Annotated in this window: 25 protein-coding genes and 1 pseudogene; 7 read left to right on the forward strand and 19 right to left on the reverse strand. The window is 72.4% G+C overall.

The genetic code is table 11. The annotated features are described in order from the left end of the window. Positions 1 to 39 precede the first annotated feature (39 nt). Positions 40 to 495: pseudogene (locus ACWD4O_RS28780) on the reverse strand (flavodoxin family protein); the annotation flags it as partial. Between ACWD4O_RS28780 and ACWD4O_RS28785 the strand changes: the two are divergent. Further along, positions 482 to 1189, forward strand: a complete 708-nt coding sequence (locus ACWD4O_RS28785; RefSeq protein WP_451284184.1) for a response regulator transcription factor — start codon at positions 482 to 484, stop codon at positions 1187 to 1189. The pseudogene ACWD4O_RS28780 and the gene ACWD4O_RS28785 sit on opposite strands and share 14 nt — an antisense overlap. Here ACWD4O_RS28785 and ACWD4O_RS28790 read toward each other — a convergent pair. The 8 genes from ACWD4O_RS28790 to ACWD4O_RS28825 form a co-directional block, all read right to left on the reverse strand. After that, complete coding sequence (locus tag ACWD4O_RS28790) at positions 1175 to 2815, reverse strand: sensor histidine kinase (protein WP_451284186.1); 1641 nt, start codon at positions 2813 to 2815, stop codon at positions 1175 to 1177. The genes ACWD4O_RS28785 and ACWD4O_RS28790 overlap by 15 nt on opposite strands. A 108-nt stretch (positions 2816 to 2923) precedes the next feature. Then, positions 2924 to 4159 (reverse strand): ABC transporter permease, encoded by a 1236-nt coding sequence (locus tag ACWD4O_RS28795; protein WP_451284188.1) that lies wholly within the window; start codon positions 4157 to 4159, stop codon positions 2924 to 2926. Further along, positions 4156 to 4854 carry an ABC transporter ATP-binding protein gene (locus ACWD4O_RS28800; RefSeq protein WP_451284190.1) on the reverse strand — a complete coding sequence of 233 codons (699 nt, stop codon included), beginning with the start codon at positions 4852 to 4854 and terminating at the stop codon, positions 4156 to 4158. The genes ACWD4O_RS28795 and ACWD4O_RS28800 overlap by 4 nt, the downstream gene beginning before the upstream one ends. Continuing rightward, the gene (locus ACWD4O_RS28805; RefSeq protein ID WP_451284192.1) at positions 4851 to 6092 is read right to left on the reverse strand and encodes a peptidoglycan-binding protein; all 1242 of its coding nucleotides are present in this window, start codon (positions 6090 to 6092) and stop codon (positions 4851 to 4853) included. Before ACWD4O_RS28805 ends, ACWD4O_RS28800 begins: the two co-directional genes overlap by 4 nt. Positions 6093 to 6094: 2 nt before the next feature. Then, positions 6095 to 6694, reverse strand: a complete 600-nt coding sequence (locus tag ACWD4O_RS28810; protein WP_451284193.1) for a hypothetical protein — start codon at positions 6692 to 6694, stop codon at positions 6095 to 6097. Positions 6695 to 6892: 198 nt separating this feature from the next. Beyond that, the gene (locus ACWD4O_RS28815) at positions 6893 to 7705 is read right to left on the reverse strand and encodes a hypothetical protein (RefSeq protein WP_451284195.1); all 813 of its coding nucleotides are present in this window, start codon (positions 7703 to 7705) and stop codon (positions 6893 to 6895) included. Positions 7706 to 7769: 64 nt separating this feature from the next. Then, complete coding sequence (locus tag ACWD4O_RS28820; protein WP_451284197.1) at positions 7770 to 8024, reverse strand: CBU_0592 family membrane protein; 255 nt, start codon at positions 8022 to 8024, stop codon at positions 7770 to 7772. After that, positions 8021 to 8971, reverse strand: a complete 951-nt coding sequence (locus tag ACWD4O_RS28825; protein WP_451284199.1) for a cyclase family protein — start codon at positions 8969 to 8971, stop codon at positions 8021 to 8023. Before ACWD4O_RS28825 ends, ACWD4O_RS28820 begins: the two co-directional genes overlap by 4 nt. A 70-nt stretch (positions 8972 to 9041) precedes the next feature. On the opposite strand from ACWD4O_RS28825, the gene ACWD4O_RS28830 reads away from it, so the two are divergent. Further along, positions 9042 to 9971 (forward strand): LysR family transcriptional regulator, encoded by a 930-nt coding sequence (locus ACWD4O_RS28830; RefSeq protein WP_451284201.1) that lies wholly within the window; start codon positions 9042 to 9044, stop codon positions 9969 to 9971. A gap of 15 nt (positions 9972 to 9986) precedes the next feature. Here the strand turns inward: ACWD4O_RS28830 and ACWD4O_RS28835 are convergent, their stop codons facing one another. Continuing rightward, positions 9987 to 11321: a cytochrome P450 gene (locus ACWD4O_RS28835; protein ID WP_451284203.1), complete on the reverse strand. Its 1335-nt coding sequence runs from the start codon at positions 11319 to 11321 to the stop codon at positions 9987 to 9989. A 178-nt stretch (positions 11322 to 11499) separates the two neighbouring features. On the opposite strand from ACWD4O_RS28835, the gene ACWD4O_RS28840 reads away from it, so the two are divergent. After that, positions 11500 to 12948: a hypothetical protein gene (locus ACWD4O_RS28840; RefSeq protein WP_451284205.1), complete on the forward strand. Its 1449-nt coding sequence runs from the start codon at positions 11500 to 11502 to the stop codon at positions 12946 to 12948. A 95-nt stretch (positions 12949 to 13043) separates the two neighbouring features. Here ACWD4O_RS28840 and ACWD4O_RS28845 read toward each other — a convergent pair whose 3' ends face one another. Both ACWD4O_RS28845 and ACWD4O_RS28850 read right to left on the reverse strand, forming a co-directional pair. Continuing rightward, positions 13044 to 13505 carry a PaaI family thioesterase gene (locus ACWD4O_RS28845; RefSeq protein ID WP_451284207.1) on the reverse strand — a complete coding sequence of 154 codons (462 nt, stop codon included), beginning with the start codon at positions 13503 to 13505 and terminating at the stop codon, positions 13044 to 13046. Positions 13506 to 13572: 67 nt separating this feature from the next. Beyond that, positions 13573 to 14190: a LysE family translocator gene (locus ACWD4O_RS28850; protein ID WP_451284209.1), complete on the reverse strand. Its 618-nt coding sequence runs from the start codon at positions 14188 to 14190 to the stop codon at positions 13573 to 13575. A gap of 116 nt (positions 14191 to 14306) precedes the next feature. On the opposite strand from ACWD4O_RS28850, the gene ACWD4O_RS28855 reads away from it, so the two are divergent. Beyond that, positions 14307 to 14759, forward strand: coding sequence for an Lrp/AsnC family transcriptional regulator (locus ACWD4O_RS28855; protein ID WP_351911504.1), 453 nt, complete (start codon positions 14307 to 14309; stop codon positions 14757 to 14759). A 3-nt stretch (positions 14760 to 14762) separates the two neighbouring features. On the opposite strand, the gene ACWD4O_RS28860 is transcribed toward ACWD4O_RS28855, so the two are convergent. From ACWD4O_RS28860 to ACWD4O_RS28885, 6 genes are all read right to left on the reverse strand, one after another. Next, positions 14763 to 15050 (reverse strand): hypothetical protein, encoded by a 288-nt coding sequence (locus ACWD4O_RS28860; protein WP_451284211.1) that lies wholly within the window; start codon positions 15048 to 15050, stop codon positions 14763 to 14765. A 9-nt stretch (positions 15051 to 15059) separates the two neighbouring features. Then, entirely contained in the window at positions 15060 to 16463 is a 1404-nt protein-coding gene (locus ACWD4O_RS28865) for a hypothetical protein (RefSeq protein ID WP_451284213.1), read from the reverse strand. Positions 16464 to 16531: 68 nt separating this feature from the next. Further along, entirely contained in the window at positions 16532 to 17389 is an 858-nt protein-coding gene (locus tag ACWD4O_RS28870; RefSeq protein WP_451284214.1) for a DUF3592 domain-containing protein, read from the reverse strand. Next, positions 17386 to 17850, reverse strand: a complete 465-nt coding sequence (locus ACWD4O_RS28875; protein WP_451284216.1) for a hypothetical protein — start codon at positions 17848 to 17850, stop codon at positions 17386 to 17388. Before ACWD4O_RS28875 ends, ACWD4O_RS28870 begins: the two co-directional genes overlap by 4 nt. Position 17851: 1 nt before the next feature. Beyond that, complete coding sequence (locus tag ACWD4O_RS28880) at positions 17852 to 18130, reverse strand: hypothetical protein (RefSeq protein ID WP_451284218.1); 279 nt, start codon at positions 18128 to 18130, stop codon at positions 17852 to 17854. After that, on the reverse strand, positions 18127 to 18552 hold the full coding sequence (locus tag ACWD4O_RS28885) for a hypothetical protein (RefSeq protein WP_451284220.1): 426 nt from the start codon (positions 18550 to 18552) through the stop codon (positions 18127 to 18129). Before ACWD4O_RS28885 ends, ACWD4O_RS28880 begins: the two co-directional genes overlap by 4 nt. A 117-nt stretch (positions 18553 to 18669) precedes the next feature. Here ACWD4O_RS28885 and ACWD4O_RS28890 point away from each other — a divergent pair, with 117 nt between their 5' ends. The 3 genes from ACWD4O_RS28890 to ACWD4O_RS28900 are packed head-to-tail and all read left to right on the forward strand — an operon-like array spanning position 18670 to position 24296. Further along, the gene (locus tag ACWD4O_RS28890; protein WP_451284222.1) at positions 18670 to 20061 is read left to right on the forward strand and encodes a hypothetical protein; all 1392 of its coding nucleotides are present in this window, start codon (positions 18670 to 18672) and stop codon (positions 20059 to 20061) included. Further along, positions 20061 to 21347, forward strand: coding sequence for a hypothetical protein (locus tag ACWD4O_RS28895; RefSeq protein ID WP_451284224.1), 1287 nt, complete (start codon positions 20061 to 20063; stop codon positions 21345 to 21347). Before ACWD4O_RS28890 ends, ACWD4O_RS28895 begins: the two co-directional genes overlap by 1 nt. A gap of 3 nt (positions 21348 to 21350) precedes the next feature. Continuing rightward, entirely contained in the window at positions 21351 to 24296 is a 2946-nt protein-coding gene (locus tag ACWD4O_RS28900; RefSeq protein WP_451284226.1) for a hypothetical protein, read from the forward strand. Between the two features lie 62 nt (positions 24297 to 24358). Here ACWD4O_RS28900 and ACWD4O_RS28905 read toward each other — a convergent pair whose 3' ends face one another. Continuing rightward, positions 24359 to 25285, reverse strand: a complete 927-nt coding sequence (locus ACWD4O_RS28905; protein WP_451284227.1) for an endonuclease/exonuclease/phosphatase family protein — start codon at positions 25283 to 25285, stop codon at positions 24359 to 24361. Positions 25286 to 25373: the final 88 nt, after the last annotated feature.

Here is a 25373-nt window from a genome sequence, read left to right on the forward strand (position 1 = left end):
AGCCACGGAGACGGCCTCCGGCTGCGCCGCCACCGGCCTGCTGTAGAGGGCGTTCATCGCGCAGTGCTTGAGGCCGTCCTCGTTGCCGGTGATCAGACAGCCGCCGACACGGCCGTAACAGGCGTACTGGCCTTGGGAGTTGAGGAGCCCGGAACAGCCGTAGAGCCGTTCGATCACCTTCTTCGTCACCGAGCTGCTGTCGCCCGGCCGGATGGGCCCGGCCAGCACCAGGATGTCCGCGGCCAGCACCCTCTCGTACAGGGCCGGCCAGGCGTCGGTGGCGAAGCCGTGCTCGGTCATGTCCGGGTGGACGCCGGTCGCGATGTCGTGGTCGACGGCCCGGAACTCGTCCGCGGCGACGGAGACCGACCCGGGCGGCCCTGTCCACGATCCTGAAGAAGGGGCCGGGCCTGGGCGGGAGTTGCCGACCGCTTCTGTACTACGGTTCTGGGATGTGCAGGAGCTTGCGGGGGGAGAACCGTTGAGCGCTCGGATTCTGGTCGCCGAAGACGACGAGAAACAGGCTCGACTGATCCGGATCTATCTGGAGCGAGAAGGAAACGCGGTGCAGGTCGCGGCCGACGGCCGCGCGGCACTGGAACGGGCCCGTTCGGCAAAGCCGGATCTCATCGTTCTCGATGTGATGCTGCCGTTGGTCGACGGGCTCGATGTGTGCCGCATTCTGCGCACCGAGTCGGACGTCCCGATTCTGCTGCTCACTGCCCGCACCACCGAGGAGGACCTGCTCCTCGGCCTCGACCTCGGCGCCGACGACTACCTCACCAAGCCGTACAGCCCCCGCGAACTGACCGCGCGGGTGCGGGCGTTGCTGCGCAGGTCCAAGAAGGCCGGCGGTGCGGCGCAGCCCGCTGTGCTGCGGGTCGGCGAGGTGGAGCTGGACACCGCACGCTTCGAAGTCCGGGTGGAGGGGCGGCCGGTGACGCTGACCGCCAAGGAGTTCGCCATCCTGGAGGCACTGGCCCGTGAACCGGGCCGGGTCTTCACCCGGGCGCAGATCATCGAGCGCGTCTTCGGGTTCGACCACGATGTGCAGGAGCGGACCGTCGATGCGCACGTGATGAATCTGCGCCGGAAGCTGGAGGCGGATCCGGGCCGGGCAGGCCACCTGGAGACGGTGTACGGGCGGGGCTACCGCCTCGCGGACGGTTCGGGCTCAGCGCTCGCCTGAGGCCCTGCCTCCTGGAGTCGTGGGCAGTACGACGGTGAACGTCGTGCCTGTCCCGACCGTGCTGCGCACCTCGATCGTCCCCCTGTGGTCGGTGACGATCTGACGGGCGATGGACAGCCCCAGGCCGCTGCCGCCGGTCGCGCGGCCCCGTGCCGCGTCCGCCCGCCAGAAGCGGTCGAAGAGCCGCGGCAGGTCCTTGGCCGGTATCCCCGTGCCGGTGTCCCGTACCTCCACGACGGCCGGCTCGCCCTGCGGGAACAGGGCCAGGGTCACGGTGCCGCCCAGGGCCGTGGCCCGCAGCGCGTTGCCGACCAGGTTGCCGACGACCTGGCGCAGCCGGTCCGGGTCGGCGGTCACGTACACGGGCCGGGGCGCCTCCAGCTCGAGTGCGATGCCTGCCGCCTCGGCCTGGGCCCGGTGGGCCCTGCGGCTGGTCTCCAGGAGCTCGCGCAGATCGACCTCGGTGCGGTGGTAGGTGAGCGCGCCGGCCTCCGCCAGGGCCAGGTCCTGGAGGTCGTCCACGATCCGCTGCTGCAGCAGCGCCTCCTCGTGGAGGGAGGCGAGCAGGTCGGGGGTCGGCTCGACGATCCCGTCCCGCAGCGCCTCCAGATAGCCGCGCAGATTGGCCAGTGGGGTGCGCAGTTCGTGTGCGATGTCACCGGTGAGGCGGCGCTGGCGTTCCTCGCCCGCCTGGATGGAGTCGGCCATGCGGTTGAAGGCGCCGCCGAGCTGCGCGATCTCGTCACGGCCGGAGACGGGGACCCGCCGACCGAGGTCGCCCTCGCCCAGCCCCTTCGCGGCGAGCGTCATGGCACGGACGGGGCGCAGTACGGCCCTGCTCAGGAGCAGAGCGCCGAGGATGACCCCGAGGGCGACCCCCACCGCGACGGCCACGGTGGGCGCGGCGGCCAGGGTGGGCGGCGACTCGTCGCGGACCCCGAGACGGATCGACAGGCGCGCAGGGGCCAAGGAACCGACCCGCTCGTTGAACACCCGCTGCACACAGGCGGCGAACTGCGGCTCGGGCTCGCATACCCGCAGCGCGTCGAGATCCTGCTGAATGCGCGGATCCACTGCTCCGTCCGGCTCCTCGCACCGCGTCGGTCGGCCGTCCGCGCTGATCCGGGGGACGCCCCGCTCGTCCGGCCGGGCCGTCAGCTCGGTGCCCGCGCGCGTCAGGCAGGCCGCGTACGTCACCGCGGCGCGGTAGTCGGCGGTCGCCTGGGCGGCCTGCTTCAGCGAGAGCCGCGGTACCTGGCCCGCGGGGAACCGCAGGACGGGCCGCGGGTCGACCAGGACCGGGGGCTGACTGCTCAGCGCGCGGGGATCACGACCGGCGAGGGCGTCGGAGTCGGCGAGCAGGACGTCGGAGTCCGTGGCCACCCGGACGCGCTGGCCGGTGTCCTTCGCCAGCTCGGCCACCGTCGACGAGAGTCCGTCCCAGGTGCCGTGCGCGAACCCGTACGCGCGGAGTTCGCCGGTGATCCGGGAGACCTCCTGCCGGCCGGCCGTGACGGTCTCCTGCACCTGGCGGTTCGCCTGGCGCAAGGTCAGCCAGGCGGTGGCGGCCGTGGCGGCCATCGCGACCAGCATGAGCAGGGCGAGGACCCGGAGCCGGAAACTCATCGCACGGGACTCCTTCTGAGTGATGCCAGGTCAGGGGCGGCCTCGGTCGAGGCCGCCCCTGGTCCGTACGGAAGATCACCGTACGGAAAGTCACCGGCGCCGGCCGGCTCATGTGCCGGACAGCGCCTCCGTCGGTGACAGCCTGCTGGCCCGGACCGCCGGATACAGGCCGGCGATCATGCCGATGACGAGCGTCGAACCGATGCCCGCCGCGCTCGCCCAGGCGGGGACGACCGTCGGCCAGTCGCGGCTGAGGGCGTAGCCGGCCGTGATCAGCGTCCCGAGCGCCGTTCCGCCGAGCCCGCCGATCAGCGACAGCAGCAGGGACTCCGTGACGAACTGCGTGCGGATCTGCCCCCGCGTCGCGCCCAGGGCACGGCGCAGGCCGATCTCGGAGCGGCGTTCCAGGACCGAGATGACCATGGTGTTGCCGACACCGACCCCTCCGACCAGGAGTGCCACACCGCCGAGGCCGAGCAGCAGGCCGGTCAGAGCCGACTCGGCGGCCTCGCGGGCCGCGAGCGCGTCCGAGGGGCGGGAGACCTGCACCTCGCCGGGCTTCTCGGGGTACGCCGTGGCCGCCAGCACCGACCGTACGGACGTGACCTGGCTGTCCTCGGCACGGACGTACACCGTCGAGGGACGGCCGTCGAAGCGGAGATACCTCTCGGCTGCCGACCAGCCGACCAGCGCCGCGCTGTCGATCTCCGGGGCGAGCGGTACCGGGTCGAGGACGCCGACCAGCGAGAACCAGCGGTCGCCGAGCCAGACCCGGGTGCCGGGGGTGTACACGTCGAGCCGCCGGGCGGCGGTCGCGCCGAGCACCACGGCCGGGTACTCCTCCGTCGCGGAGTCCAGCCAGCGACCCTTGCGGACCTGTCCGCCGACGGCCGGCAGCAGATCGGCGCCGGCCGCCAGGACGTGCAGGGAGCCGGTGCGGCCGACGGCGATGCGGTCGTTGCGGTAGACGTTCGCACCGGTCTCGCCGATGGCGGCGACCTGCCGCACCGGGGGAACACGGCGGATCATCGCCACGGACTCCGGGGGAAGCTCGGCCTCGTCACCGGCGAGGGTCTGGCCGGGGGCGACCCGCAGGAGATTCGTGCCGAGGGCGTCGAGCCGACGGTCGACCTCCGCCCGCCCGGAGCCGGAGATGCCGACCACCGCGATCATCGCGGCGACACCGATGGCGATGCCGAGCGCGGAGAGGAAGACCCGCAGCGGACGAGTCCGCAGACCGGTGCCGCCGAGCCGTACGACGTCCACGGGACCGAGCCGCGCGGCACGCAGCCGCGCCGACTGCGGGGCCCTGACGGCGGAGGAGTTCGTCGTGCGGTCCGTCACCGAGGCGCCCCGATCGTCGTGCTCTGTGCCGTGTCGGCGACCAGACGGCCGTCGTGCATCTCGATGCGGCGCGGCAGCCCGGCCGCGATGTCCCGGTCGTGGGTGATGACGACGACGGTCGTGCCCGCGGCGTTCAGCTCCCGCAGCAGGGTGAGAACGGTCGTGCCCGACGCCGAGTCGAGGTTTCCGGTCGGCTCGTCCGCCAGCAGCACCGAGGGTCCCCCGACCACCGCCCGGGCGACCGCGACGCGCTGGCGCTCGCCACCGGACAGCTGGTGCGGCAGGTGGTGGACACGGTGGCTGAGCCCGACCCGTGCGAGCGCGGCCGCCGCCTTCGCACGGCGGCGGCGTATCGGCACGCCCGCGTAGAGCAGGCCGTCCGCCACCGAGTCCAGTACGGAAACGCCGACCGAGAGGTGGAACTGCTGGAAGACGAAGCCGATCCGGGTGGCCCGCAGCGCGGAGACCTCCCGGTCCGACAGGCTAGCCACGTCGTGGCCGTCGACCAGGACCCGGCCGGCGGAGGGGTGGTCGAGGCTGCCCATGAGGTTGAGCATGCTCGACTTCCCGGAGCCCGACGGGCCGACGATCGCGACCAGTTCGCCCCGCCCGATGCGCAGGCTCACCTCCCGTACCGCCGCCACGCCTCCGGGGTAGGTCTTGGAGACCGCGTCGAACTCCACGACCGCCGTCACTCCGGGATCCTCACCTTCATGCCCTCGCGGACCGTGGGACCGCTGACCTCCACGTTGCCGTCGGCGAAGAGTCCGGTCCGCACGGCGACGAACCGGCCGTCCGCGGTCTCCAGACCGTGCCCGCCCTCGGCGAGGGCGACCAGCGCGGCGACCGGCACGGCCAGCACGTCCTTGACCTCGTTGCCCACGTACTCGACCGTCACCGGGCCGCTCTCCAACCGGCCCATGGCCGTCTGGTCCGCCATGGTGATGGTCACGGGAATCGTGGCGGCCTGCCCCGAGCCGCCCTCGCCGCCCTCGGGCGCGGTCGCCTGCTTGCCCACCGACGCCACCGTGCCCTTCACGGGTGTGCCGTCGGGCAGTTCGACCGTGACGGCAGACCCGCGTACGGCCCAGGAGGCGTCCGCGGCGGAGGCGTCGACGATCACCTTCCGGGCGGTACCGGTGTACGTGAGGGTGTTCTCGCCGGCCGCCGAACCGAGCCGGGCGCCGGCCGAGCCGATCCGTACCTTTCCGGCGGAGTAGATGACGTCGCCCACCTCGACCCTGCCGGACTCGGCCAGTCCGAGCGACTTCTGCCAGCGCTCGACCGCCGCGGCGGTGCCGGACGTGAATCGCTCGTCCACCGTGAAGCCGGTATAGCCCAGGGCGGCCAGGTTGGTCTCGAACTGCATGACATCCATGCCCCACAGTTCACTCGGCGCCTGGGAGGTCCCGGTGTCCCCTCCGGTTGCGGTGTCCTCCGGTGCCGGTGAACCGGAGGGGCTCGGGGACTTGCCGTCCCCGGCGCTCGGCTGCTGCTCGTCCTCCTGGGGTGCCGGGCCCAGGCTCCGGTACATCGGCAGCGATCCGTACATGAGGATCACCGGCCGGTCGTCGACCCGGAGCAACTCGTCGCCGCGCTCCACCGTCGCGCCCTGCTCGGGCAGCCAGGTCACGGTCCCGGTCGCCTTGACCGGCAGCGGCAGTTCCGTGCCGTAGCCCAACCGGCCTTCCACCGTGGTGCGTTCGGTCAGCGTCTCCCGCGTCACCGATACGACGGAGCCGCTCCGGGGCAGGGCGCTCGGCCCCTCGTCCTCGCCGCCGCCGAGCCCGAGCGCGCCGGCCACGGCGACCGCCGTCACGACGAGGACGGCCGAGGCGATCAGCGCCGTACGCGGCCTGCGTCGGCCGCGAGGCGGGGGCGGCGCGGGAGCCGTCCCGTCCGCGTCATCGAGCCGTGTCACTGTCTCCGTCATCGTCAGCCCTTGGCCGGGGGCTGGTTCGTCGGGTTGCCGGAGATCGGTGCGCAGATGCGCGTCGCGCGCTGCGCACCGGCCGAGCTCTGGTCCCACTCGGGGATGCCCGAGTTGTCGTTCTTCTGGTAACCGTCCGGGCCGGGGTCCGGGTAGTCGGGGGCGCCGTTCTTCTGCATACAGGCGGCGAAGTCCCGCGCGACCTTGATCTGCGCGGCAGTGAGCTTGGGCCGGTCGGCATCCTCGATGCTCTGGGGAACGGTGGCCTTCTTGTCGGCGCACTTCTGCGACGCCTTGAGGAATGTCGGATCCTTCTTCAGGGCACGCGCTCCGTCGCCGCCGCCGAAGTCGACCTCGCCCATCTCGTCCGGGTCCGGCGCGTCGACGCCGCTGTCCCGCAGACACTCCACCCACGCCCGCTGCGCCTTCACGTACGCGGCCACTTCGTCCCCGCCGCCCTGCTCGCCCGTCGTCGTGGCCGAGGCGGACGAGTCCCCACCGCCGGCTGTCGGCACCTTCGAGGCACCGTCGTCGCCGCCACAGCCGGTCAGCGCGAAGGCCGCGATGGAGGCCACCACGGCCGGTAACACCCGATTGGTCAGCATTGGTTCTCCCACTCTCCTGCCGGATATCCGGTCGGACCGTCGGCGAATCCGACGGGCAGGCCGACCGTAGAGCGGAGATGATGAAGAACCGTTGAAGAACCTGTCAGCCGATCATGCGACTGCCGGATACCGGGCGAGCTGCAGCGACACGTGTTTTCTCGCTCGCCGGGGCGCAGCTGTCGGCGGGCAGCCGATGCCTCAGCCGAGGTACTGCGTGATCCGGGTCCACAGGGTGGGCGAGCCGGCGGCGACGGGTGTCAGGCGGCTCGCTCGCAGCTGTCGCCAGGCCTGCTTCGGGCAGGGGCCCTGGGGTCTGTCCTTGGTGAACTTCTCGTACGGCACCCGGCGTGGCGGGAGGCCTGTCTCGACCCAGTGGTCCTTGCCGGAGTTGAAGTCCCAGCCGTCGTTGGCGATGCGGATGTGGTCGTCGCGGCTGTCCTTGTCCTGGCTGGTGATCTGGAGCACTTCGACATGGCGGAAGCCGGCTCTCATGACCACGCAGTAATGCGGGAGTTCGCCCTCGGACTCCCGGAACGGGACCAGGGCGTGCCAGATCTCGCCGGCGGCCGGGCGTCGTCGGCCGCCGTTGAGGCCGCCGTTCTCCCACCAGCGCATCGCTCGGCGGCAGAGGAACGCGGTGAGCGCGGCGGCCGCGCCCGGGGCCAGGACACGGGAGTTCCAGTCGGGTGAGTCGAACCGTGCCCCGGCCCAGAGCACGGCGACCTGGCTCAGGACGAGCACGACGACCGTACGGACGAGGAAGTCCCGCCACGGCCCGCGACGCGTCCGGCTCATGTAGGCGGCGACCCCCGCGGCGGCGACGACGGGTGCGCTGTACACGACCGCGTGCTGCCCGAAGCCGCGCAGGTGCAGCGGCGGATCCTGGGACGCCATCAGATCGACCACGGTGACCGGCAGCGCCAGGGCGGAGCCGACGAAGCACCACATGGTCAGCAGCAGGTAGCCCTTGACTGCCACCGCCAGGCAGGACGTGTCGGTGCGACGGGCCACCGAATCCCCTTTCCTCTGTTTCCTCTATGACGAACGAACCCTTATGGATGAACTGCGTACCCGGTCACGGGACCTGGGGTGTGCGGCGGTTGAGGGCGGCCAGACCGATCGCGATCCAGGCGGTGTTGAGCAGGGCGGAGGGCCAGGCCCGGTGGTATCCGGAGTTGACGGTCAGGGCGGCCGCGCCGAACAGGTTCAGCAACTGGAAGACGCGTCCTCCGGCGGGGATCCGTTCGGTCGACGCCATCGCGTACGCGGCGAGCAACAGCCCTGCTCCGCCCCAGCCGACGGCGGCGAGAACCCCCTCCCCCCAGGTCACTGGTCCTGACCCCGGTCGTCGCCTGCGACGGCCTCGTCGTCGAGCAGCGCGTAGGCCCGTACCGGGAAGGTGCCCATCTCTTCGACGGCCGGTGGCGCGGCGTGGAAGCGGAAGCCGTGCGGGGGCAGTTGCTCCAGGCCGCGCAGATGTTCCACGACCGGGATGCCGGCGCCCAGCAGCGTGGTGTGCGCGGGGCGGGCGCCGTCGTCGGTGTCGTCGATGTTGAGCGAGTCCATGGCGACCAGGGCCGCGCGCTGCTCGACGAGCCAGGCGGCGGCGTCCGCGGTGAGGTAGGGGTGGCCGCTTCCGTACTGCTCGGTGCCCCAGTGCCGGTCCCAGCCGGTGTGGATCAGCACGGCCCGACCGGTGACATCGTGCGGAAGCAGCAGTTCCCGGTCCACGGCCCGTCGGTCCGTGCCGAGGACCCGTACGACGATGCCGTCGAGGTCGGTGAGCCCGGACAGCGGCAGCCCGGCGAGGTCCGCTCCGTCGCCGAAGCGGTGGAAGGGGGCGTCGAGGTAGGTGCCGGTGTTGGCGGTCATCGAGATGCGGCCGATGGCGAACTCGGTGCCGGGCCCGTAGTGCGCCCGCGACGCTTCCCGGGACAGGTGGTCGCCGATCTCCGGCCCGGGCACACCGGGGTAGGTGATCATCCCGTGCCGGATCGAGTGGCTGAGATCGACCGTGCGGCGCTGGGCCGTCCGGCGTGGACCGGTGGCGCCCCAGGCCCCCGGGTGGGGCTCCCGCAGCGACTCCCGCCCGCTGATCCGCACCTTGTCCACCTTCGGCAGCCCGAGACGGCGGACGAACAGATCGGCCAGGTCCGGGTCGTCGACCTGCGGGTCGGTCACGTCCAGCAGAAAGCCATGGGTCTGCAGGCCGCCACCGCCCGCGAAGGTCACGTCGGCGTCGAACCGCACACGCCACCGCTCGTCGTCTTCGTTCATGACCCGATCATCCGTGCAGTGGGACTGGACGACAAGCAAGATTTTCTGAAGTGGCACTACAGTGCGACTTATGGAACTGGATCCCCGGCGCCTGCGGGTACTGCGCGCGGTCGCACTGCGCGGCGGCGTCGTCGACGCGGCCAAGGTGCTCCACCTGACGCCCTCGGCCGTCTCCCAACACCTGGCGCAGCTGGAACGCGAGGTCGGCCAGCCGCTGGTGGACCGCTCCCGCCGCCGCGCCGGACTCACCCCCGCCGGGCAGCTGCTGGCCGCGCGCGCCGAGCGCATCGAGCACGAACTCGCCGAGGCGCGCCGTGAACTGGCCGAGCTGACCGGAAGGGCGACCGGCCCGGTGGCGATCGCCGCGTTCTCCACCGCGGTCAGTCATCTGCTGGTCCCGGCCCTCGGCGCCCTCGCCCGCACCCACCCCGGCCTGGAGCCGAGGGTGGTCGAGCTGGAGGGCCCGGAGGCGCTGCGCGAGCTGCGCACCGGCGGCCTGGACCTGGTGGTCGTGGAGTACGACGCCGACGACCCGGCCCCGGACCAGCAGGCCAAGGACCTGGCGGCCACCCCGGTGGCCGACGACGAGTATCGCGTCGTCACGCCCGCCGACTGGAGTCCGCCGCCGCGCACGGTCAGGGACCTCGCCGACCGCCCCTGGGTCGGGGGCCCGCCGGGCACCGCCTGCCGCCGCGCCCTGGAACGGATCTCCCGGCAGTACGGCTTCACGGCGCGGCGCATGCACACCTGCCGGGAGTTCCCCACCGTCCTGGCACTGGTGCGGTCCGGTCTCGGCGCGGCCGTCGTCCCCGCCCTGGCCCTGGCCGACGCCCCGCCCGAAACCGTCACCCTCCCCACCGTCCCGGTCGCCGGCCACCGCCGTATCGCCGCCGTCCGGCGCGCCACCCCCTCCGGCCCCGAACCCCTGACCGCCGCGCTGGTGGACGCGCTTCAGGAGGCCGCGGTCAGCCTGGGGCTCACCCCCGTCGCCACCGCCTAGCGCGCCGGGCCGCGGTCAAGCGCCCGCGACACCGCCGGGCCCCGTGTGGACGGGGCAGCCGCCGGCCTGCGCGGCACGGCCGGGGCCGCCTTCGGGGACGTCGGCCGGCATGGCCCGCGTTCCGCTGTCGGGATCGTCCGAGGGCGGGGTGAAGGCGACGTCCAGGCGGGTGAGCCCGCGGAAGTTGAGGCTGCGCTGCCACTGCGGCGGTTCGGTGCCGTCGAGCCGCAGGCCGGGGAGCCGGGTGAGGAGTGCTTCCAGGACGATCGCGCCTTCCAGCCGGGCCAGCGCGGCGCCGAGGCAGAAGTGCGGACCGTGCCCGAACGCCATGTGCCGTCCGCCGGGCCGCTCGAAGTCCAGCACATGAGGATCGGGAAACACGGCCGGATCCCGGTTCGCGGCGCCGCCCACCAGGAGCACCGTCTGCCCTTCGGCGATGGTGCGGCCCGCGAGGTCCAGGTCGTGCCGGGCCGTGCGCAGCATCAGCTGTACCGGGGCGTCGTAGCGCAGGAGTTCCTCGACCGCGGCGGGCATCAGATCAGGCCGTCGGCGCAGTCGGTCGGCCGCTTCCGGGTGGCGGAGCAGGGCGAGGGTGGCGTTGCCGATGAAGTGGGTGGTGGTCTCGTGGCCGGCGATCAACAACAGGGCGCAGTTGGCGAGGAGTTCGTCGAGGTCCTGGTCGGTGTTCTCGGCCTGTGCAGTCACCAGGGCGCGCAGGGTGTGGGGGGCCGGCGGGTTGTCGCGGCCGGTGAGGAGCTCGCGGAAGTAGGCGAGCATGTCGGTCATGCTCTGCGAGGCCTCGCGGTTGCGGTCGGCGTCGAGCCGGGAGTTGCCTATGGCTTCGGCGACCGGCTCGGACCAGGAGGCGAGGGCCGGGCGGTCCTGCTGCGGCACGTCGAGAAGGTCGCAGATGATGGTGAGCGGCAGCGGGCGGGCGAGGTCCGCGACGATGTCCATCCGCCCGGTCGGCGCCGCCCGGGTGATGATCCGGTCTACGGCTTCGAAGATCCGGGCGCGGAGCGGCTCCACCGCCCGAGGTGTGAAGGCCCTGCTGATCAGCGCCCGTAGCCGGGCGTGGTCGGGGGCGTCGCTGTAGAGCATCTGCCGGCTCAGGACCCGCGCCAGCGGCTGCAGTTCCTCGGGGACGGTCTCGATGTCGGGGTAGCGCACCGAGGACAGCCCCGGGTCACCGGCCGCCTTGCTGACCACCGCGTGCCCGGTCGCGACCCAGGCGCGCAGGGTGCGGTCCCAGAAGAGGTCGTCGGCGCTCCTCAGCTCTTCGTAGAAGTCGTAGAGACGCTCTTGGACTTGGGGCCGAAAAGCCCGCAGCAGTGAGGTGGGAGTGCCCATCACTCCATCGTAGGGGCCTGCGGCTGGAACTCGATCAAGATATGGGGCGAAACATGGCAGGCCGGCGGCGTCGGCGCCCTTCGTCCGGATACGGAAGGTGTGTCCGCGGCCGATGGCGGACCCGCGCCGCCCCTCCGCGAGCCGGGGTCGGCGGGGGCGGGGGATATGGTCCGGTGTCATGTCGGGAACAGACGATGGTCTCTTTGACGCGGTCGACCCTGCGCACGGCGCTGAGCCCCTCGGGCAGGTTGCGAGGATCCGCGCCCTGCTGGCCGAAGGCGCCGATGTGTCGGCGCGTGACGAGCAGGGCGCCACCCCGTTGCACCGGGCGGTCCAGGCCCCTTACCAGGACAGGGACCCGCTGCCGTCGCTGGAAGTGGTGCGCGCGCTGCTGGAGTCGGGGGCGGATGTGCACGCCCGCGACCGGATCGGGGTCACGCCCGCCGCCCGGGCCGTCCTGCTCAACAGCACCGCGCCGGAAGCCGCCGTCGACCGGTCGGTGGCGGTACTGGAACTCCTGGTCGAGCACGGCGCCCGCCTCGACGGGCCCTGCGGGGACGTCATGGGCGGTTCGTTCGCGCACCACAGCACCACCGCCGCCCCGGTCTACGCCTTCCTGCTCGACCACGGCGCGCCGACGGCGGACACCGACGGACTCGGCAACACACCCCTGCACGCCACGGTGAGCTCGGCCCAGCCCCAGCTGGTGGAACTGCTGCTCCAGCGCGGCGCCGACACCGCCGCCGTCAACCAACTCGGACAGACACCGCTGGGCATGGCCCTGCAACTGGACCAGCACAACGACCATCAACGACGCGCCCGGTCGCAGATCGTGCCCATGCTGGAAGCGGCCGGGGCACCCGCACACGTGCGCTACCCCTGCGCCGAAGGCGGCCCCCTGCCCATCGACATGCCTGCCGTGCGACGGGCCGCGGCGGAACTGCGCGCCGAGGGCGAGGACGATCCCAGCCTGCAACGGCACGTGGACGAGACGTACGGCAGCTACCAGCACTTCATCGACAAGCTGAGCCGCAACTGCGGCCCCGACGGTTTCGTGTGGGCACTGGAGCTCTGCCGGAGAGTGCTCGGCGACCCGGGCACGGCCCGGACCCTGGTGGGCGAGCAGGAGCTGCGCGCCCCGTTCTTCCACCACGGCGACCTCGTCGTCGAGGGAAACCTGCAGGTGATGCGCTCCTTCGTGGTCACCGGCTCGGTGACCGTGGAGGGCTGCCTGGCGGACTCGGGCCCGGGCTCGGGCATCGCCGTCGGCGGCGACCTGACGGCCCGGGCGGTCTACACCGACGGCGATATGCACGTCGGCGGCGACATCGAGGCGGACATCGTCTACGGCTACTACAACGACCACACCCTCGAGGCACGCACCATCCGGGGACGCCTGGTCATCGCGGACGACCACGATGTACAGGCCCACGTGGAAGCGGAGCACCACTTCGACATCGACGACTACGGGCAGGGGTACGGCGACGGCGTCCAGGAGTACCTGCGCACCATCCTGGTGGACGAGGTGTTCGCCAAGGACGACGGCGAGGACGAGGCACGGCTGAACCCGGGCGCACTCTTCTCCCTCCTGTGGAAGGGAGAAGCCGCCTTCCGCACCGCGGGCTGAAGGACGTCGGGCATGGCGACCAAGGCGACGCGGCCAAGGCGACGGCGACGCAGCGTTCCGTCGGCCTCCGTTTCCGCTCCGGTTCCGGCTCCGGCTCACTGATCGGGGCTGTTCACCCGGATCAGCGTCTGCTGCCCGTTGGCGACCAGCTTGCGACTGCCCTCGCCGTCCTGGACGCCGAACACCTCCAGCCGGCACACGGTCAGCGTGCGTCCTGCCTTGAGGACGGTTCCGACCGCCTCGAGGTGGTCGCCGACGGCGGGCGCGAGAAGGTTGATCTTGTACTCGACGGTGAGCACCTCGGTGTTCTCGGGGAAGAGGGTGAAGGCCGCGTAGCCGCCGGCGGTGTCGGCGATGGCGCTGGTGGCGCCGGCGTGGAAGTAGCCGTGCTGCTGGGTGACTTCGGGGCGGCTGGGGAGCACGATGTGCACGCGGCCCGGCGCGATGTGCGTGATCCGTGCACCGAGGTGGCTCATCAGACCCTGCCGGTCGAAGCTGGCCCGGATCCGTGCCTGGGTCTCGGGGCTCGCCGGTTCCGGCTGCGGCTGACCTTCCACGTGCACTCCTCTTCGTCTCGTCTGTGAGCGGCGGGGCGGGAGGGACGGAGGGACGGGGGCGGATGCGTCAGCCGGCCAGGCGTTCCACCAGCAGGAACCCGCCGATGACGATCATCATGGCACCGGAGGCGCGGGTGACCGCCCGGGCCACCGAAGGCCGGGTCTTCAGCACGGTGCGGGCGAGCACGCCGACCGCGAGATAGACGACGGCGCAGGCGGTCATGTGGAGCGCGCCGAGCAGACCCGTCTGGGCGGCGACCGGCCAGCCGCTCGCGGAGTCGATGAACTGCGGGAACAGGGAGAAGTACAGCAGCAGCGCCTTGGGGTTCAGACCGCTGATCCCGGCGCCCTTGAGCATGATCTGCCCGCGCGAGGCGGCCAGGGCCTCCGTGGCCGCGCCCAGGACCGCCGGCCGCGACAGCACTCCCCAGCCCAGCCACATCAGATACGCGGCCCCGGCGACGGTGAGCGCGGTGAGGACGGTCGCCGAGCTCGCGACGAGCACCACCAGGCCGGCGACGGCGAGCAGCGTGTATCCCGCGTACCCGGCTATCAGCCCGGCGACCGCAGGGACGACCGACCGGTCCCGCAGCCCGGCCGAGATCGCATAGGCCCAGTCCGCGCCCGGAGTGAACACCAGCAGCAGATCCACTGCCAGGAATGCCGCCACCGTCGTTGTGTCCATCGATCGTCCCGATCCCTCTCACGTGCCTTGCCTGAGAGGGAAGATTAGGCGGGATTCGTCCGAAAATGTTTCCTCCTTTGCTTCATGATCGCGCCTTTTGAGGGAGAATCTTTCTCATGGATGCCCTGGACCGGAAGATTCTTACCGAGCTGCAGTTGGACGGCCGCCTGACAGTCACCGAGCTGGCCGCCCGGGTGCGGCTGAGCGTCTCGCCCTGCCATCGCCGACTGCGCGACCTCGAACGCGAGGGCGCGATCCGCGGCTACCGCGCCGTCGTCGACCCGGCCGCCGTCGGTCTGAACTTCGAGGCTCTCGTCTTCGTCACCCTGCGCTGGGAGGACCGCGACACCGTCACCGCGTTCGAAGAGGGCGTCTCCGCCATCCCGCACGTCACCCAGGCCCAGCGCCTCTTCGGCGACCCCGACTACCTGCTGCGCGTCGCCACCACCGACCTGGCCGCCTACCAGCAGCTCTACGACCAACAGCTGGCCCAGCTGCCGGGCGTCCAGCGCCTGACCTCCACCCTCGTCATGAAGAACGTCGTCCAGGACCGGCCGCTGCCCGAGTAGCCGTCACCCCGGCGCGTGCCCCGGCCCGGAGTCGATGGCCGCCTGTACCGCTTCCAGCAGCGCGACCAGGCCGGGCGCCTGCTCCCACTCCGCGGCCGTGTAGTTCCAGGTGGTGACCGTCCCCGGGGCCGAGATCTCCACCTGCCGCCGCCCCTTCCGGTCGGGGCCGGTGATGCGCAGTTGCATGTGCCGGATGTGGAAGCGTTTGGGGTAGTTGCCGAAGATCTCCAGTATCCGACCGTCGAACGAGTACAACTGGTGGCCGACCGTCGTCATGATCTCGTCGTTCATGGGCCGACGCTATGCGCTGTGATCGCTCGGTGTCAGGCCCCTGTCGCGCACCACTTCCATGACCGCCCCCGCCACCGCACGCATCCGGTGCTTACGGAGGTCCAGGACGGGGGTCGGGTTCGAGACGGCGTGGGATGCCAACAGGTTCATCAGGGGCCAGAGGGCGTCGGAGCGGCGCGGCAGCGGGATCTCCCGGCCGTCGGGGGCGATGACCTTGGCCGTGCCGACGCCCGCGAGGAGGTTGGTGCGGTTCCAGTCGACCACGAAGGACCTGCCGTTCGGGCTGACGCGGAGGACCGCCTCCCTGGTGTGGTGCAGGACCGCCAGATAGTTCATCGGCACCGTCAGTCGCCGGGCGGCGTCGAACGAGGGTGTGCCGTCCACCGGTTGGACGCTCAGCACCGTGTCCAGCACCGGACCGTGGTACTGGAAGGTGGTCGTGCCGCGCATCTCCAGGAACCGGGCACGCACCAGATGCCCACCGCGCCGCGACCACCGTCGGCCCACGGAGCCGAACCCTCCCTCGTCGCCCGGGAGTCGAGCCGTCAGCAGACGGGCCTCCTCGCCCGGCTCGGTCACCGGCGCCCGGCTCTCGGGGAAGGCGCGGGCCCGGTCGGCCAGGGTACGGAACCGTGCTGCCGTGTCCGCGTCCAGACGTCGGAGGTCGATCGTGTCCCCCGCCATCTCGACGCCGCCGACCGCCAGTGAGAGCCGCATCTGTTCCAGCAGATGCCCGGTGCGTCGCGTCACGTCGATCAGCCGACCGTCGAGGTCGATCAACCGGCAGGTTCTCGTGCCCGCGAGCAGGGCGCTGCGCGGCCAGAGGACGGTTGCCTCGCCAAGGCCGTCGGTGAGGACGGCCAGTCGGCCGGCCGTGATCGCCGACAGGCACAGGGCCGGGACCCGCCACTCGTCCGTGATCTCGAACCCGGAGAGCCCCGCAGTCCCTTCCGCTTCCGCCTCCTCCGTGGCGTGCACCCGCAGTCTCAGCCTGATCAGCGGCGTGAACTCGGCGGGCGCGCAGTCGCCCACGTACGTCGTGAACGTCGCCTCCCCGTCCGGGTCGTACCGCACCGACGACGCCTCCAGGACGTCCGCCCGCACCAACCGCGCGCCCACCGGGCCCGGTTCGGACCGTGGCGCCCACATCACGAAGGTGTCGTCCCCGTACGAACCGCTCCCGGCCCGCACGCGGTCCCCGCCCGTGATCCGGGGGAACTCGGCGCGCGTCGAGCGGAGAGCCAGGACAGGGATCAGGACGGTGACGGCCGCACCGCATGCGGACACGGCCCAGCCCCAGCTCGCGCCGTCGTGCCAGGCCGCGCCTCCGAGGACGAGGAAGACCGGGCCCGTCGACAGGCAGAGCGCCGTGAACACGAGATTCTCGACGAACACTCCGATATGGCTGCGCATTGCTCCTCTTCCGCGCCTCTTCCGCGCCTCTTCCGTTCCTTGTCCCCGTCCGGTCGCCTTCCGAGGTGTCACAACATGAGCGCGCCGGCCACTGCCCCCGCTGTCCCGGCCAGTAGGAGGGCGACGATGAAGGCGATGTTCATCGCTCCCGAGCGGCGGTCGGCCGCGGGGTCGGGGGTGTAGACGGCCGGGTCGGCAGGGGCGTAGTGGATGGTGAGGGCGCGGTGGAGGGAGCGGCCCGGATCGGGGATGCCCCCGCGGGACAGGACGGTGACGTGGACGCCCTCGTGGGTGGTGAAGGCGATGACCGGGGCGTGGACGACGATGTCGTCGCCGGACTCGTTGTCGGTGTGGACATCCCGGGTGACGGCCACCACCCGGGCCGGGACGGCCACGGCCGAGGCCAGCAGGGCGTTGCGGGCGCGCACCAGGCGGATGTCGGGGCTCCGCACCGCGGCAGCCGTGAGCAGCGTGCCGAAGCCGAGCAGCGCCCATGGCCAGCCCCAGCGGACGCTCGCGTCGATCACCAGCCCGAGGAGGAGCAGCATGACCGCACAGTCGGGCCCCTCGCGCCCGGTCTGCTCCTCCGCGCCGCCCAGCACGACGGCGAACCGGAGCGGCTGCCCGGGCGGATAGCGCACCTCGACCTCCCGGCCCACCCAGGCCTCCTCGATCGCGTCGCCGTGCCTGCCGGCGTTCGACAGGGCGAACTCCTGGCCCGTGCCCGGGTCCTGGAACGTGAGCGTCACCGGTATCCCGGGCTTCCTGGAGTCTCCGTGGGCCGGCTGCTCCACTTCCACGATCCGCGCCTTCACCCATACCGCTCGCTGGGCCCGGGTCACCCCGGCAAGCGAGCGCGCGTAGCCGAGCAGCGCCGGCCCGGCGGGTATCGCCCACCAGAACTCCAGCACCTCGTGACCCCTCATCGGATCTCCACACGGAAGCAGCCGCTGGGCGGGTCCACGACGGCCGTCAGGAGCAGGCCCACGCGCAGGGCGGCGTGGTACGAACGCCTCCAGTGCGTCTCGAAGGTCGCGATTCCCGGCCCGCTGACCCGCAGGCCCACGGTGAAGCCGACCTCGTCTCCGTCGTCCCAGCAGCTCAGCTCGGTGATCTCCGCGGTGGCGGGCATCCCGACGGTGTCGAGCCGTCGGGTCTGTGCCCGCTCGACGCTGGTGATGCCCCAGAGCGCCAGGCCCAGGGGAAGACAGACCACCGTGAAGACGATGCCCATGACCATGAGGCCCGCGGCGCCGAGGAGGGCCGAGCCGAGCATGACCGGGCCGCACAGGCACATCACCGCCGCGCTGCCGTACGCGGAGGCGGCACCCCCCGGGCCGACCCGCGACACCTGCGTCCACCGGGGCCCGTCCCCGTCGTCCGCCATGTCAGGGTTCCGGGGGCGCGGACACGCTCTCCGCCAGCCGGGCCGCCAGGGCTTGCAGGCCGGGGAGCAGGTGTGCGTCGTACGGGACGGTGTGGCGTCTGCCGTGCCTGGTGACGATCGAGGCTCTGCGGCTTCGGCCGGGGCGGAACTCGAGCCGAGGCCGCTCCCAGAGGTGATAGCGGGCGTCGTCGACGTAGCCGAACACCTCCAGCACCCGGCCGTCGAAGGAGAGCAGGACGAAGTCGCTCGCCGCCGCTTCGTGGAAGACCGGCGAGGTCACGGGGTGACGCCGTCCCCGGCGTAGAGGTAGCCGCCCGGCCGCGCGGGGTCGGCGATCAGCAGGACCTGGTCGCCGGTGCGCGGGATGCGCAGTTTGGAGACGACGGTCTGGAGGGTGATCGGGTCGGTGGTCCCGGACAGTTGGAGGACCAGGTCGACGACCGGGTCGTGGTTGACCAGCCGTCCGGTGTCGCCGATCGCCAGGACGGCGGCGGGTACGGTCGGCGCACCCATGGCGAGCAACTGCTGGACGTCCTGGCCGGACTTGTACGCGCCGATCGTCTGCTGGACCTTGGCGAAGTCCTGCTGCCCGAGGAAGGCGCGGGTGGTCCGGCCGTAGAACCCCTTGCCGCTCGCCACCTTGTCGGCGATCTCGGCGGCCCGCTCCTCGCGGTTCTTGCCACGCTTGCTGAAGATTCCCATGACCGCTTCTCCTTGTGGTGATGTCATGTGCGGTGCACGGTGTGGACGCTAGGCGGCCCGAACGCCCTACCGATCCCAGGTTCGCCCGCCCGTTCCCCGACGACGTACGCTCGCCGCATGCCGCCGCCGAGCCAGCCGACCGACGCATGCCGATCTCGCGCCCTGGTCATCGACCGTGCCTGGCGTGGCCTCGGGCCGGGGCTGGAGTCGCTGAGCGGGCCCGGCGGGGCGCCGTTGACCCGGACGGTCAAACTGATCGTGCTGCCGTTGATCGTCAGGCCGTCGCTGTGTCCCGAACTCGCGGCGGATTTCCTCGAACCCGCGCAGGCCGCGCGCCTCGACGCGCTGGTCCGGGAGTCCGGTGCGCGTCTTCGGGCGACGGCTCAGTGGTTCACGCTGCTCAAGAAGACCCGCCGGACTCTGCGGATCGTGGCGGGTCACCCCCAGGATCTGTACTTCCAGCGGTGTTTCGAGCTGGCCACCGAGCACGGGGCGCCTTCCGCCGGCGCGGACGTCGTGGCGAGGGACGTGGTGGAGGACGTGGCGGACGCGGGCGGCGGACGTACCGTCGAGGCGCTGAAGAGCCATCTGGCGGACGCCGCGCGGCGGGCCCGGCTCGACGGGGAGCTGGCCGTCGCGTGGGCGGGCCGGCGTCCGGTCGCCGCCGACGTCGGTGTGGCGGTCGCGCTGGCGGGCGAGGTGCTCGAAGCGTGCGGTGCGGTGGGGCCCGCAGGGAACTCGACCGAGTACACGGCCATGGTCGAGGCGGGGCACGGAGAGCTGTTCGGCCGGGCGCTGTGGACGCAGGCGGGCGAGGTCTGGGGCGCCGAGGGGCCGCCGGCGCATCTGGGGCTGACCGCGCGCCAGGCGCCGCCGCGTCCTGAGGTCGGGCGCGCCGCCTCCACCGCCACGCTTCCCGCGCCGCTCGACCGCACGCTCTTCGAGCGGCTCTTCGTCGTGCTGCAATCGTCGTCCCGGCGCGAGGAGCTGCCGACGGTGCCGGATCTCGTCCAGCGGGAGGTCGGCCGCAGTTGCGCTCCGCTCGGCCTGCACGACGAGAGCCTGCGCGTCGCCGTCGTCCTCGGCGGGCGGCTCGCGGTCGGCCTCGACCCGCTGGGCACCCGGGAACCCGTGCCGGGGCGCACCGCGGCGCACCGGGCCGTCAACAGCCGCTGGCGACGCGAGGCATCGGTCCTGCGCGCCCGCAGGATGACCGTTTCTCCCCGCCCCGACCCGGACGGCGGCAGCGACGGCGACAGCGGCGGCGTGCTGGACGCCCTCGCCCAGGACCTGCGCACCCCGTGGGCCGCCTATATGCGGCGGCTGTGGGTGCGGCTGCACGGGCGCGACGTGCGCGATGCGCCTCTGGGGGACCTCGCCTCGCTCTGGGCGGTGCTCGACGGGGTCGCCCGCTCGGTGATGATGGACCACCGCGCCAGGGTCCGGTCGGCGCTGCGCACCCTGGCGGCGACGACCGCCGTGGACACGGCCGAGCCGAGGAGCGCGTGATGGCCGGGGACGGGACACGCATCCACGTCGCACGGGGCGCGGACGGCACGATCCGGGTCGCCGCCAACAGCCCGGTCCTCGCCCACGACGAGGTGGACGCCGTGGGCCCCGACTTCGCGCGCTCGGTTCTCGACGTCGCGGGTGCCGTGCTGGTCTGGTCCGTCCTCGGGGAGCCGGGGCCGCCGGTGGCGGAGGTCCATGACGTGGGGCGGGCGCAGCAGTGGCTGTGGGCGGTCTACGGCGAGCCCACCGCTGCCGCGGTGCACGCGTGCGCGACAGAGGGAGGCGAGGTGAGCCCGGTGCCGGCGGACCTCGGCGCTCTCGCGAACGCCGCCGCACGGCTCGGGTTCGCGCACTGGGCGGCCCGATGGTGGCCGGCGTCGTACACCGACGGCATTCCGGTGCTCGAACCGGATGTGCTCGGCCTGGAGTCGGCGGCGCTCACCCACCGGTGCCAGCAGCTGTTCGACGACTTCGGCGACCTGCCCGACGACTGCGTGCCCGAACTCATCGAGGAGCACCGGGCCGGGCTCGGCCCGCTGATCCAGTGGTGGCGCTCCGCAGCACAACCGGCTGACACGGCACGCCACTTGGAGAACGTCCTGCGGCTGATCGACGACGCGGCGGACGCCGCCGGGCTGGACGGGCCGGCCCTGCGCGAACTGCGCTCGGCCCTGGAGCTGGGCCCCGCCGGTATGCCGGTCGACACGGGCACGCTGTTCGCCCGGCGGGACGGCTACGCCCTCGCGGCGGGCGACGCACCCGTGTCCGGCGGCCGGGTCATCGCCCGGGGCTCGGGGACGAACGACTGGCGCCGCTACCCGCCGGGGTTCGTCGACGCCGCCGAGGACTCGGTGTCCTGGACCGCTCGCGCGCTCGGTGCGCGCCGCCGGATCGAGGTCGAGGTCGTCGCGCACATCGCGGCTCCCGTCGCGGGTGCGCCGCTCGTCGCGGAGGTCCGGGTGAACGGCGGCCCGCCGAGCCGGGTGCCTCTCGCCAGACGGGACGACGTGTGGACCGGCCGGGCGGATCGCGACCTGAACCCGCAGCTCGTTCTGCCGGCCGCAGGGGCAGCGCCGCAGGTCGAAGTCGGAGTCCTGCTGCCCGGTTTCGACCCGGGCGCCGGCCTCGGGGGCCGTGCCGACCGTGACGCGGTCCGCGCCCTGGCCCGGCGCCGACTGGCCGACGCGGCACAGCCCCCGACATCCGACGACGCGTACGACACGATCTCGGCGCCCTTCCTCGCCGAAACCCTCGCCGCCACCGCCACCAGTGAGGACTACTGACGGATGCCGGACGAGAACGAGTCAGAGGTGCAAGCGGCGGCGCAGCTGTACGGCGAGCCGTTCGACAGCGGCTTCGCCCAGGCCCACGAGCATCACATGGCGGCCGACTTCGGGGCCGCGTGCGCCGTCTACGGCGAGATGCTCGCCCTGGCCGAGTCCATCGAGGACTCGCCCGACGTGCGGTTCCTGCGCGCACACGTGCTGTGCGACCTCGCCGTCGTCCTCCTCACCGCCTCGGACCTGCCCGGGGCGGAGGACGCGGTCGAGCGGTCCCGGGTCCTGCTCGACGGCATCGCGTCGGCGCAGATGGGCCCGCGGGGCCGTCAACTGTGGCTGGAAACCGTACTGAAGACACTCATCGCCAGGTCCGACGTGATGAGCAGGACGGGGCGTCTGGACGAGTCGTTGGCCTGCCTGGACGAAGCGGCGGCCCTGTTCCCCGAGTTCGAGGACCCCGACGGGCTGCGGGCCGCCGAACTCGGCCTGAACCGGGTCCTCCTGCTGATGAACCGGGGCGAGTGGGGAAGGGCGGAGGAACAGGCCGCGCTCCTGCTGTCCACCACTCCGGCCACCGCCGCGGAGACCGTCCCGCGCCTGCTGACCGCGCTCGGCACGATCTGTGCCACGACCGGGCGGTTCGACCTGGCCGAGGACTACCTCGCCCGCGCGGACGACGGTTTCCGGGCGTCGGGAGACACCGGCGAGCGGCAGACACTGCTCGCGCACCGGGCGTCGCTCGCGATGGAACGAGGTGAACTCGACCTGGCGGAGCGGTTGTTCGCGCAGGCGTCCGCGTTCTTCGAGGAACAGCGGCGGTTCGGTGATCTGGCGGTCTGCGAACAGGCCCGCAGCCATCTCGCGGGCCTGCGCGGGGACGCCGCCGGCGCGAGCGATCTCATGGCGGCGAGCCTGGACCGGTTCCAGCGGCTCGGCGCCTCTGTCGCCGCCGCCGACACCATGCTGCTGGGCGCCCAACACGCGTACGAGCGGGGCGACATCGAGGAGATGAAGCGGCTGGCCCAGGAGGCCCGTGACGTCTACCAGGCACGGGAGATCCACGAGCGGTGCGCCCAGGTCGACCTCATGCTCGCGGGCACCCTCGAGGACAACCTGAACCGGACGGACCACGGCGGGCACGAGACGCGGTCCATCGACACCGCGCTGTCCCTCGCCCTGCCCGCCGCCCTGGCGCTGGCCGCGGCGCGGCACGACTTCGTCACCGCCCACGCCCGCACCCAGTGGCTGCAACTGGCGGACAGAGCCATGCACTTGGTCTTCCGGCTCGCCGTGCGCCGCCAGGACCAGGGGCTCCTCTTCGAGCTGGTGGAACACCGGTGCGCGGGCGCCGCGCTGGCACTGGGTCCCGGGTCGGGCTCCCCCGACGGGCACGACGGGCCGTCGGTCTTCCCGGACGCGGGCATGAAGGCGTACGGCGACGACGGGCCGATGGCCCTCGGGGGTGTGGCCGCCGAGGCCGCCGCGTCCGCGGGGCTGCGGGTCGCGCCGCCTCCGAAGGTGCGCATGTCGGCGGAGTCCGGCCGCGTCGCGCTCCAGGAGTTCATCGCGGCTGCCGAGTTCCGCTATCGCCGACGGATCGTGGACGAGGAGGAGGTGCCGTTCTGGATCACCGACGAGCTGACCGCCCGTCCCGTGGTCCAGATCCGGCTGGCCGACGCGGGGGACCTGTTCATGACCTGGACCTGGGCCGGTGGCGCCCAGGGGTTCGGCACCGGACACGGCCCTGCTGCCGAAGTCGACCGTGCGGTACGCGAGTTGGCCGAGGCGCTCCCCGGTTCGGGCGAGGGGACGGCCGGCCTGCGGCGGGCGTTCGAGTCGGGCGCGCTGGCCGATCACCGCACCGAGCGACAGCTCGCGCGGACGCTGGCCGAGGCGCTGTGGCCGGAGGGGCTGACGGCGCAGATCCGCCAGGTGTCGGAGCGCGCGGGCCGCCCGCTGGTCCGCATCCAGCCGTCGCCCCGGGTCGCTCAAGTCCCCTGGGAACTGCTGGCCGTCGACGACGCCGACACCCGGCTCATCGATCTGGCGGACGTGGTGACCACCGCGCCGACCTCGCTGCGACGGCAGCAGACACCGCGGCGCACTCATCCCGAAAGTACGGTCGAAGGTCCGGCTGAACGTCCGGCTGGACGTCCGGCTGGACGTCCGGACGCCGGCCCGGTCGTGCTCGTCCTCGACCCCCGGGTGCCCGGATTCCGCGCCGACTCCCCGCTCGGCTCGGTCCTGGGGCCGCCCGGCTCGGATCCGGAACTGCTGTCGCTGGTCCGCAGTCGTCTCGACGCGGGCGCCGTCGAGCCGTCCCTCGCCGACCCGGCGGAGGCGTTCCGCCGCACCGACCTGGACCGGGACTGGCTGAGCGGCGTGCTCCGCAAGGGGGCACGCAGACTGATGTACGTCGGGCACGTGAGCGGCGCCCCGGTCGAGGGCGGCCAGAGCGAGGACGGCACTCTGCATCTGTCCTGCGGCCCGCAGACCGTCGGCCTGGTGGAGGCGGTCCGCACGCATCGGCCGCTGTCGGCCAAGGATCTCCTGCTGGGCACGCTGCCCCTGCGGGCCGACGGGGAGCTGGGGGCGCGGATCTGGCCCGCACCGCCGCGGGTCGCCCTGATCGGCTGTGAGAGCGGTGGCGATCTGCGGTTCGCCGAGTCGTTCGGCCTGGCCACGGCGATGATCCACAACGGCGCCGAACTGGTCACCGCCACCCGCTGGGTCCTGCCGACCAGCTTCGCGTTCCACCGGCTGGCCGGTCTGCCCGAGTCGGTGCGCCCGCTGTCGGAGGCGATCGTCGCCGTCGACACCGCCCACGAGGACCTCGACCCGGTGCACCGGCTCGGCCGCTGGCAGCGCGAGCAGCTCGACCGCTGGCGCGCCGACGGCCGGATCGAGCACTCACCTCTGCTGTGGGCGGCCATGACGTGCATCGTCGTATGAAGGGCTCCCCTCCCTGAAGGGAAGGGACTCCGTGGCCGCCGGGCAAGGCAGCCGCGGCGATGTCAGCCCAAGGTCAGCGCGGCCTGTACGGGCAGATGGTCGCTGGGGAACTGCCCGTTCAGGGCGAAGGTGTTGATCGAGGCGTGGTGCACCGTGACCTCCGGCGTGGCCAGGATCCAGTCGATCCGGTCGCCGCCGGGCGTCAGCGGCAGATAGCCGTGGAAGGTCGCGTACAGGGCGCTGCGCTCGGCCGCCGCGTCCCAGGTGTCGACCAGTCCGGCTCCGAGCATCGTGTCGTAGACCTTGTTCTTGTGGGCCGCGACGTTGAAGTCGCCGGTGACGACCACGGGGAGGGACTGGTCGAACCCGGCGATGCGCTGGGCGATCAGGGAAGCGGACCGCTCGCGCGCGTACTGGCTGACGTTGTCGAGGTGGGTGTTGAGAACGTAGAACTGCCGGTCGCCGTCCTGCAGATCGCGAAACCGGACCCAGGTGACCATGCGGATGGAGCCGCCGCCCCAGGTGTTCGAGCCGACTTTCTCCGGCGTGTCGGAGAGCCAGAAGTGGGCGTACTCGACCGGTGCGAGCCGGCGGGTGTCGTAGAAGACGGCCATGAACTCGTCGCGGGTGCCGCCCGCGCGTCCGGTGCCGATCCAGCGGTAGTTCGCTCCGAGGTCGGTCGCGATGTCGAGGAGCTGCTGGTGGAGGCCTTCCTGGGTGCCGATGACATGGGGCGCCTGCTGCCGCAGCAGTTCGCGCATCACCGGCCTGCGCACGGCCCAGCTGTTGGGCAGGAGGGTGCTCGCGAACCGCAGGTTGAAGGACATGACGTCGAGACGGGGGCCGGTGAGTTCCGCCGCCACCGCGGCAGCGGGTTCGGCGGTGGCGGTGGTGGCGGGCGTTGCGGTACGGGGCACGGGCAGCGCCACCGCGGCGGCGAGGGCGGTCTTCAGACTCAGGCGACGCGTGACTCGGCTGTCGTTCGGCACAGGCGCTCCTTCTGTGGCGGTTGCCGGGCGAGTCGTGCACATGCAGTCTGGACCGGCCGCGCGTGACAGTCATGAACACGTCGATAGG

This window comes from Streptomyces sp. NPDC002623 (assembly GCF_053592635.1).

Bases quoted from the DNA above. Each gene is read 5' to 3' on its own strand.
- ACWD4O_RS28835 (WP_451284203.1), bottom strand. From the start codon at position 11,321: ATGGGCACTCCCACCTCACTGCTGCGGGCTTTTCGGCCCCAAGTCCAA.
- ACWD4O_RS28875 (WP_451284216.1), bottom strand. From the start codon at position 17,850: ATGGCGGACGACGGGGACGGGCCCCGGTGGACGCAGGTGTCGCGGGTC.
- ACWD4O_RS28900 (WP_451284226.1), top strand. From the start codon at position 21,351: ATGCCGGACGAGAACGAGTCAGAGGTGCAAGCGGCGGCGCAGCTGTAC.
- ACWD4O_RS28870 (WP_451284214.1), bottom strand. From the start codon at position 17,389: ATGAGGGGTCACGAGGTGCTGGAGTTCTGGTGGGCGATACCCGCCGGG.
- ACWD4O_RS28830 (WP_451284201.1), top strand. From the start codon at position 9,042: ATGGAACTGGATCCCCGGCGCCTGCGGGTACTGCGCGCGGTCGCACTG.
- ACWD4O_RS28895 (WP_451284224.1), top strand. From the start codon at position 20,061: ATGGCCGGGGACGGGACACGCATCCACGTCGCACGGGGCGCGGACGGC.
- ACWD4O_RS28810 (WP_451284193.1), bottom strand. From the start codon at position 6,694: ATGCTGACCAATCGGGTGTTACCGGCCGTGGTGGCCTCCATCGCGGCC.
- ACWD4O_RS28890 (WP_451284222.1), top strand. From the start codon at position 18,670: ATGCCGCCGCCGAGCCAGCCGACCGACGCATGCCGATCTCGCGCCCTG.
- ACWD4O_RS28825 (WP_451284199.1), bottom strand. From the start codon at position 8,971: ATGAACGAAGACGACGAGCGGTGGCGTGTGCGGTTCGACGCCGACGTG.
- ACWD4O_RS28850 (WP_451284209.1), bottom strand. From the start codon at position 14,190: ATGGACACAACGACGGTGGCGGCATTCCTGGCAGTGGATCTGCTGCTG.
- ACWD4O_RS28840 (WP_451284205.1), top strand. From the start codon at position 11,500: ATGTCGGGAACAGACGATGGTCTCTTTGACGCGGTCGACCCTGCGCAC.
- ACWD4O_RS28805 (WP_451284192.1), bottom strand. From the start codon at position 6,092: ATGACGGAGACAGTGACACGGCTCGATGACGCGGACGGGACGGCTCCC.
- ACWD4O_RS28860 (WP_451284211.1), bottom strand. From the start codon at position 15,050: ATGAACGACGAGATCATGACGACGGTCGGCCACCAGTTGTACTCGTTC.
- ACWD4O_RS28855 (WP_351911504.1), top strand. From the start codon at position 14,307: ATGGATGCCCTGGACCGGAAGATTCTTACCGAGCTGCAGTTGGACGGC.
- ACWD4O_RS28790 (WP_451284186.1), bottom strand. From the start codon at position 2,815: ATGAGTTTCCGGCTCCGGGTCCTCGCCCTGCTCATGCTGGTCGCGATG.
- ACWD4O_RS28865 (WP_451284213.1), bottom strand. From the start codon at position 16,463: ATGCGCAGCCATATCGGAGTGTTCGTCGAGAATCTCGTGTTCACGGCG.
- ACWD4O_RS28885 (WP_451284220.1), bottom strand. From the start codon at position 18,552: ATGGGAATCTTCAGCAAGCGTGGCAAGAACCGCGAGGAGCGGGCCGCC.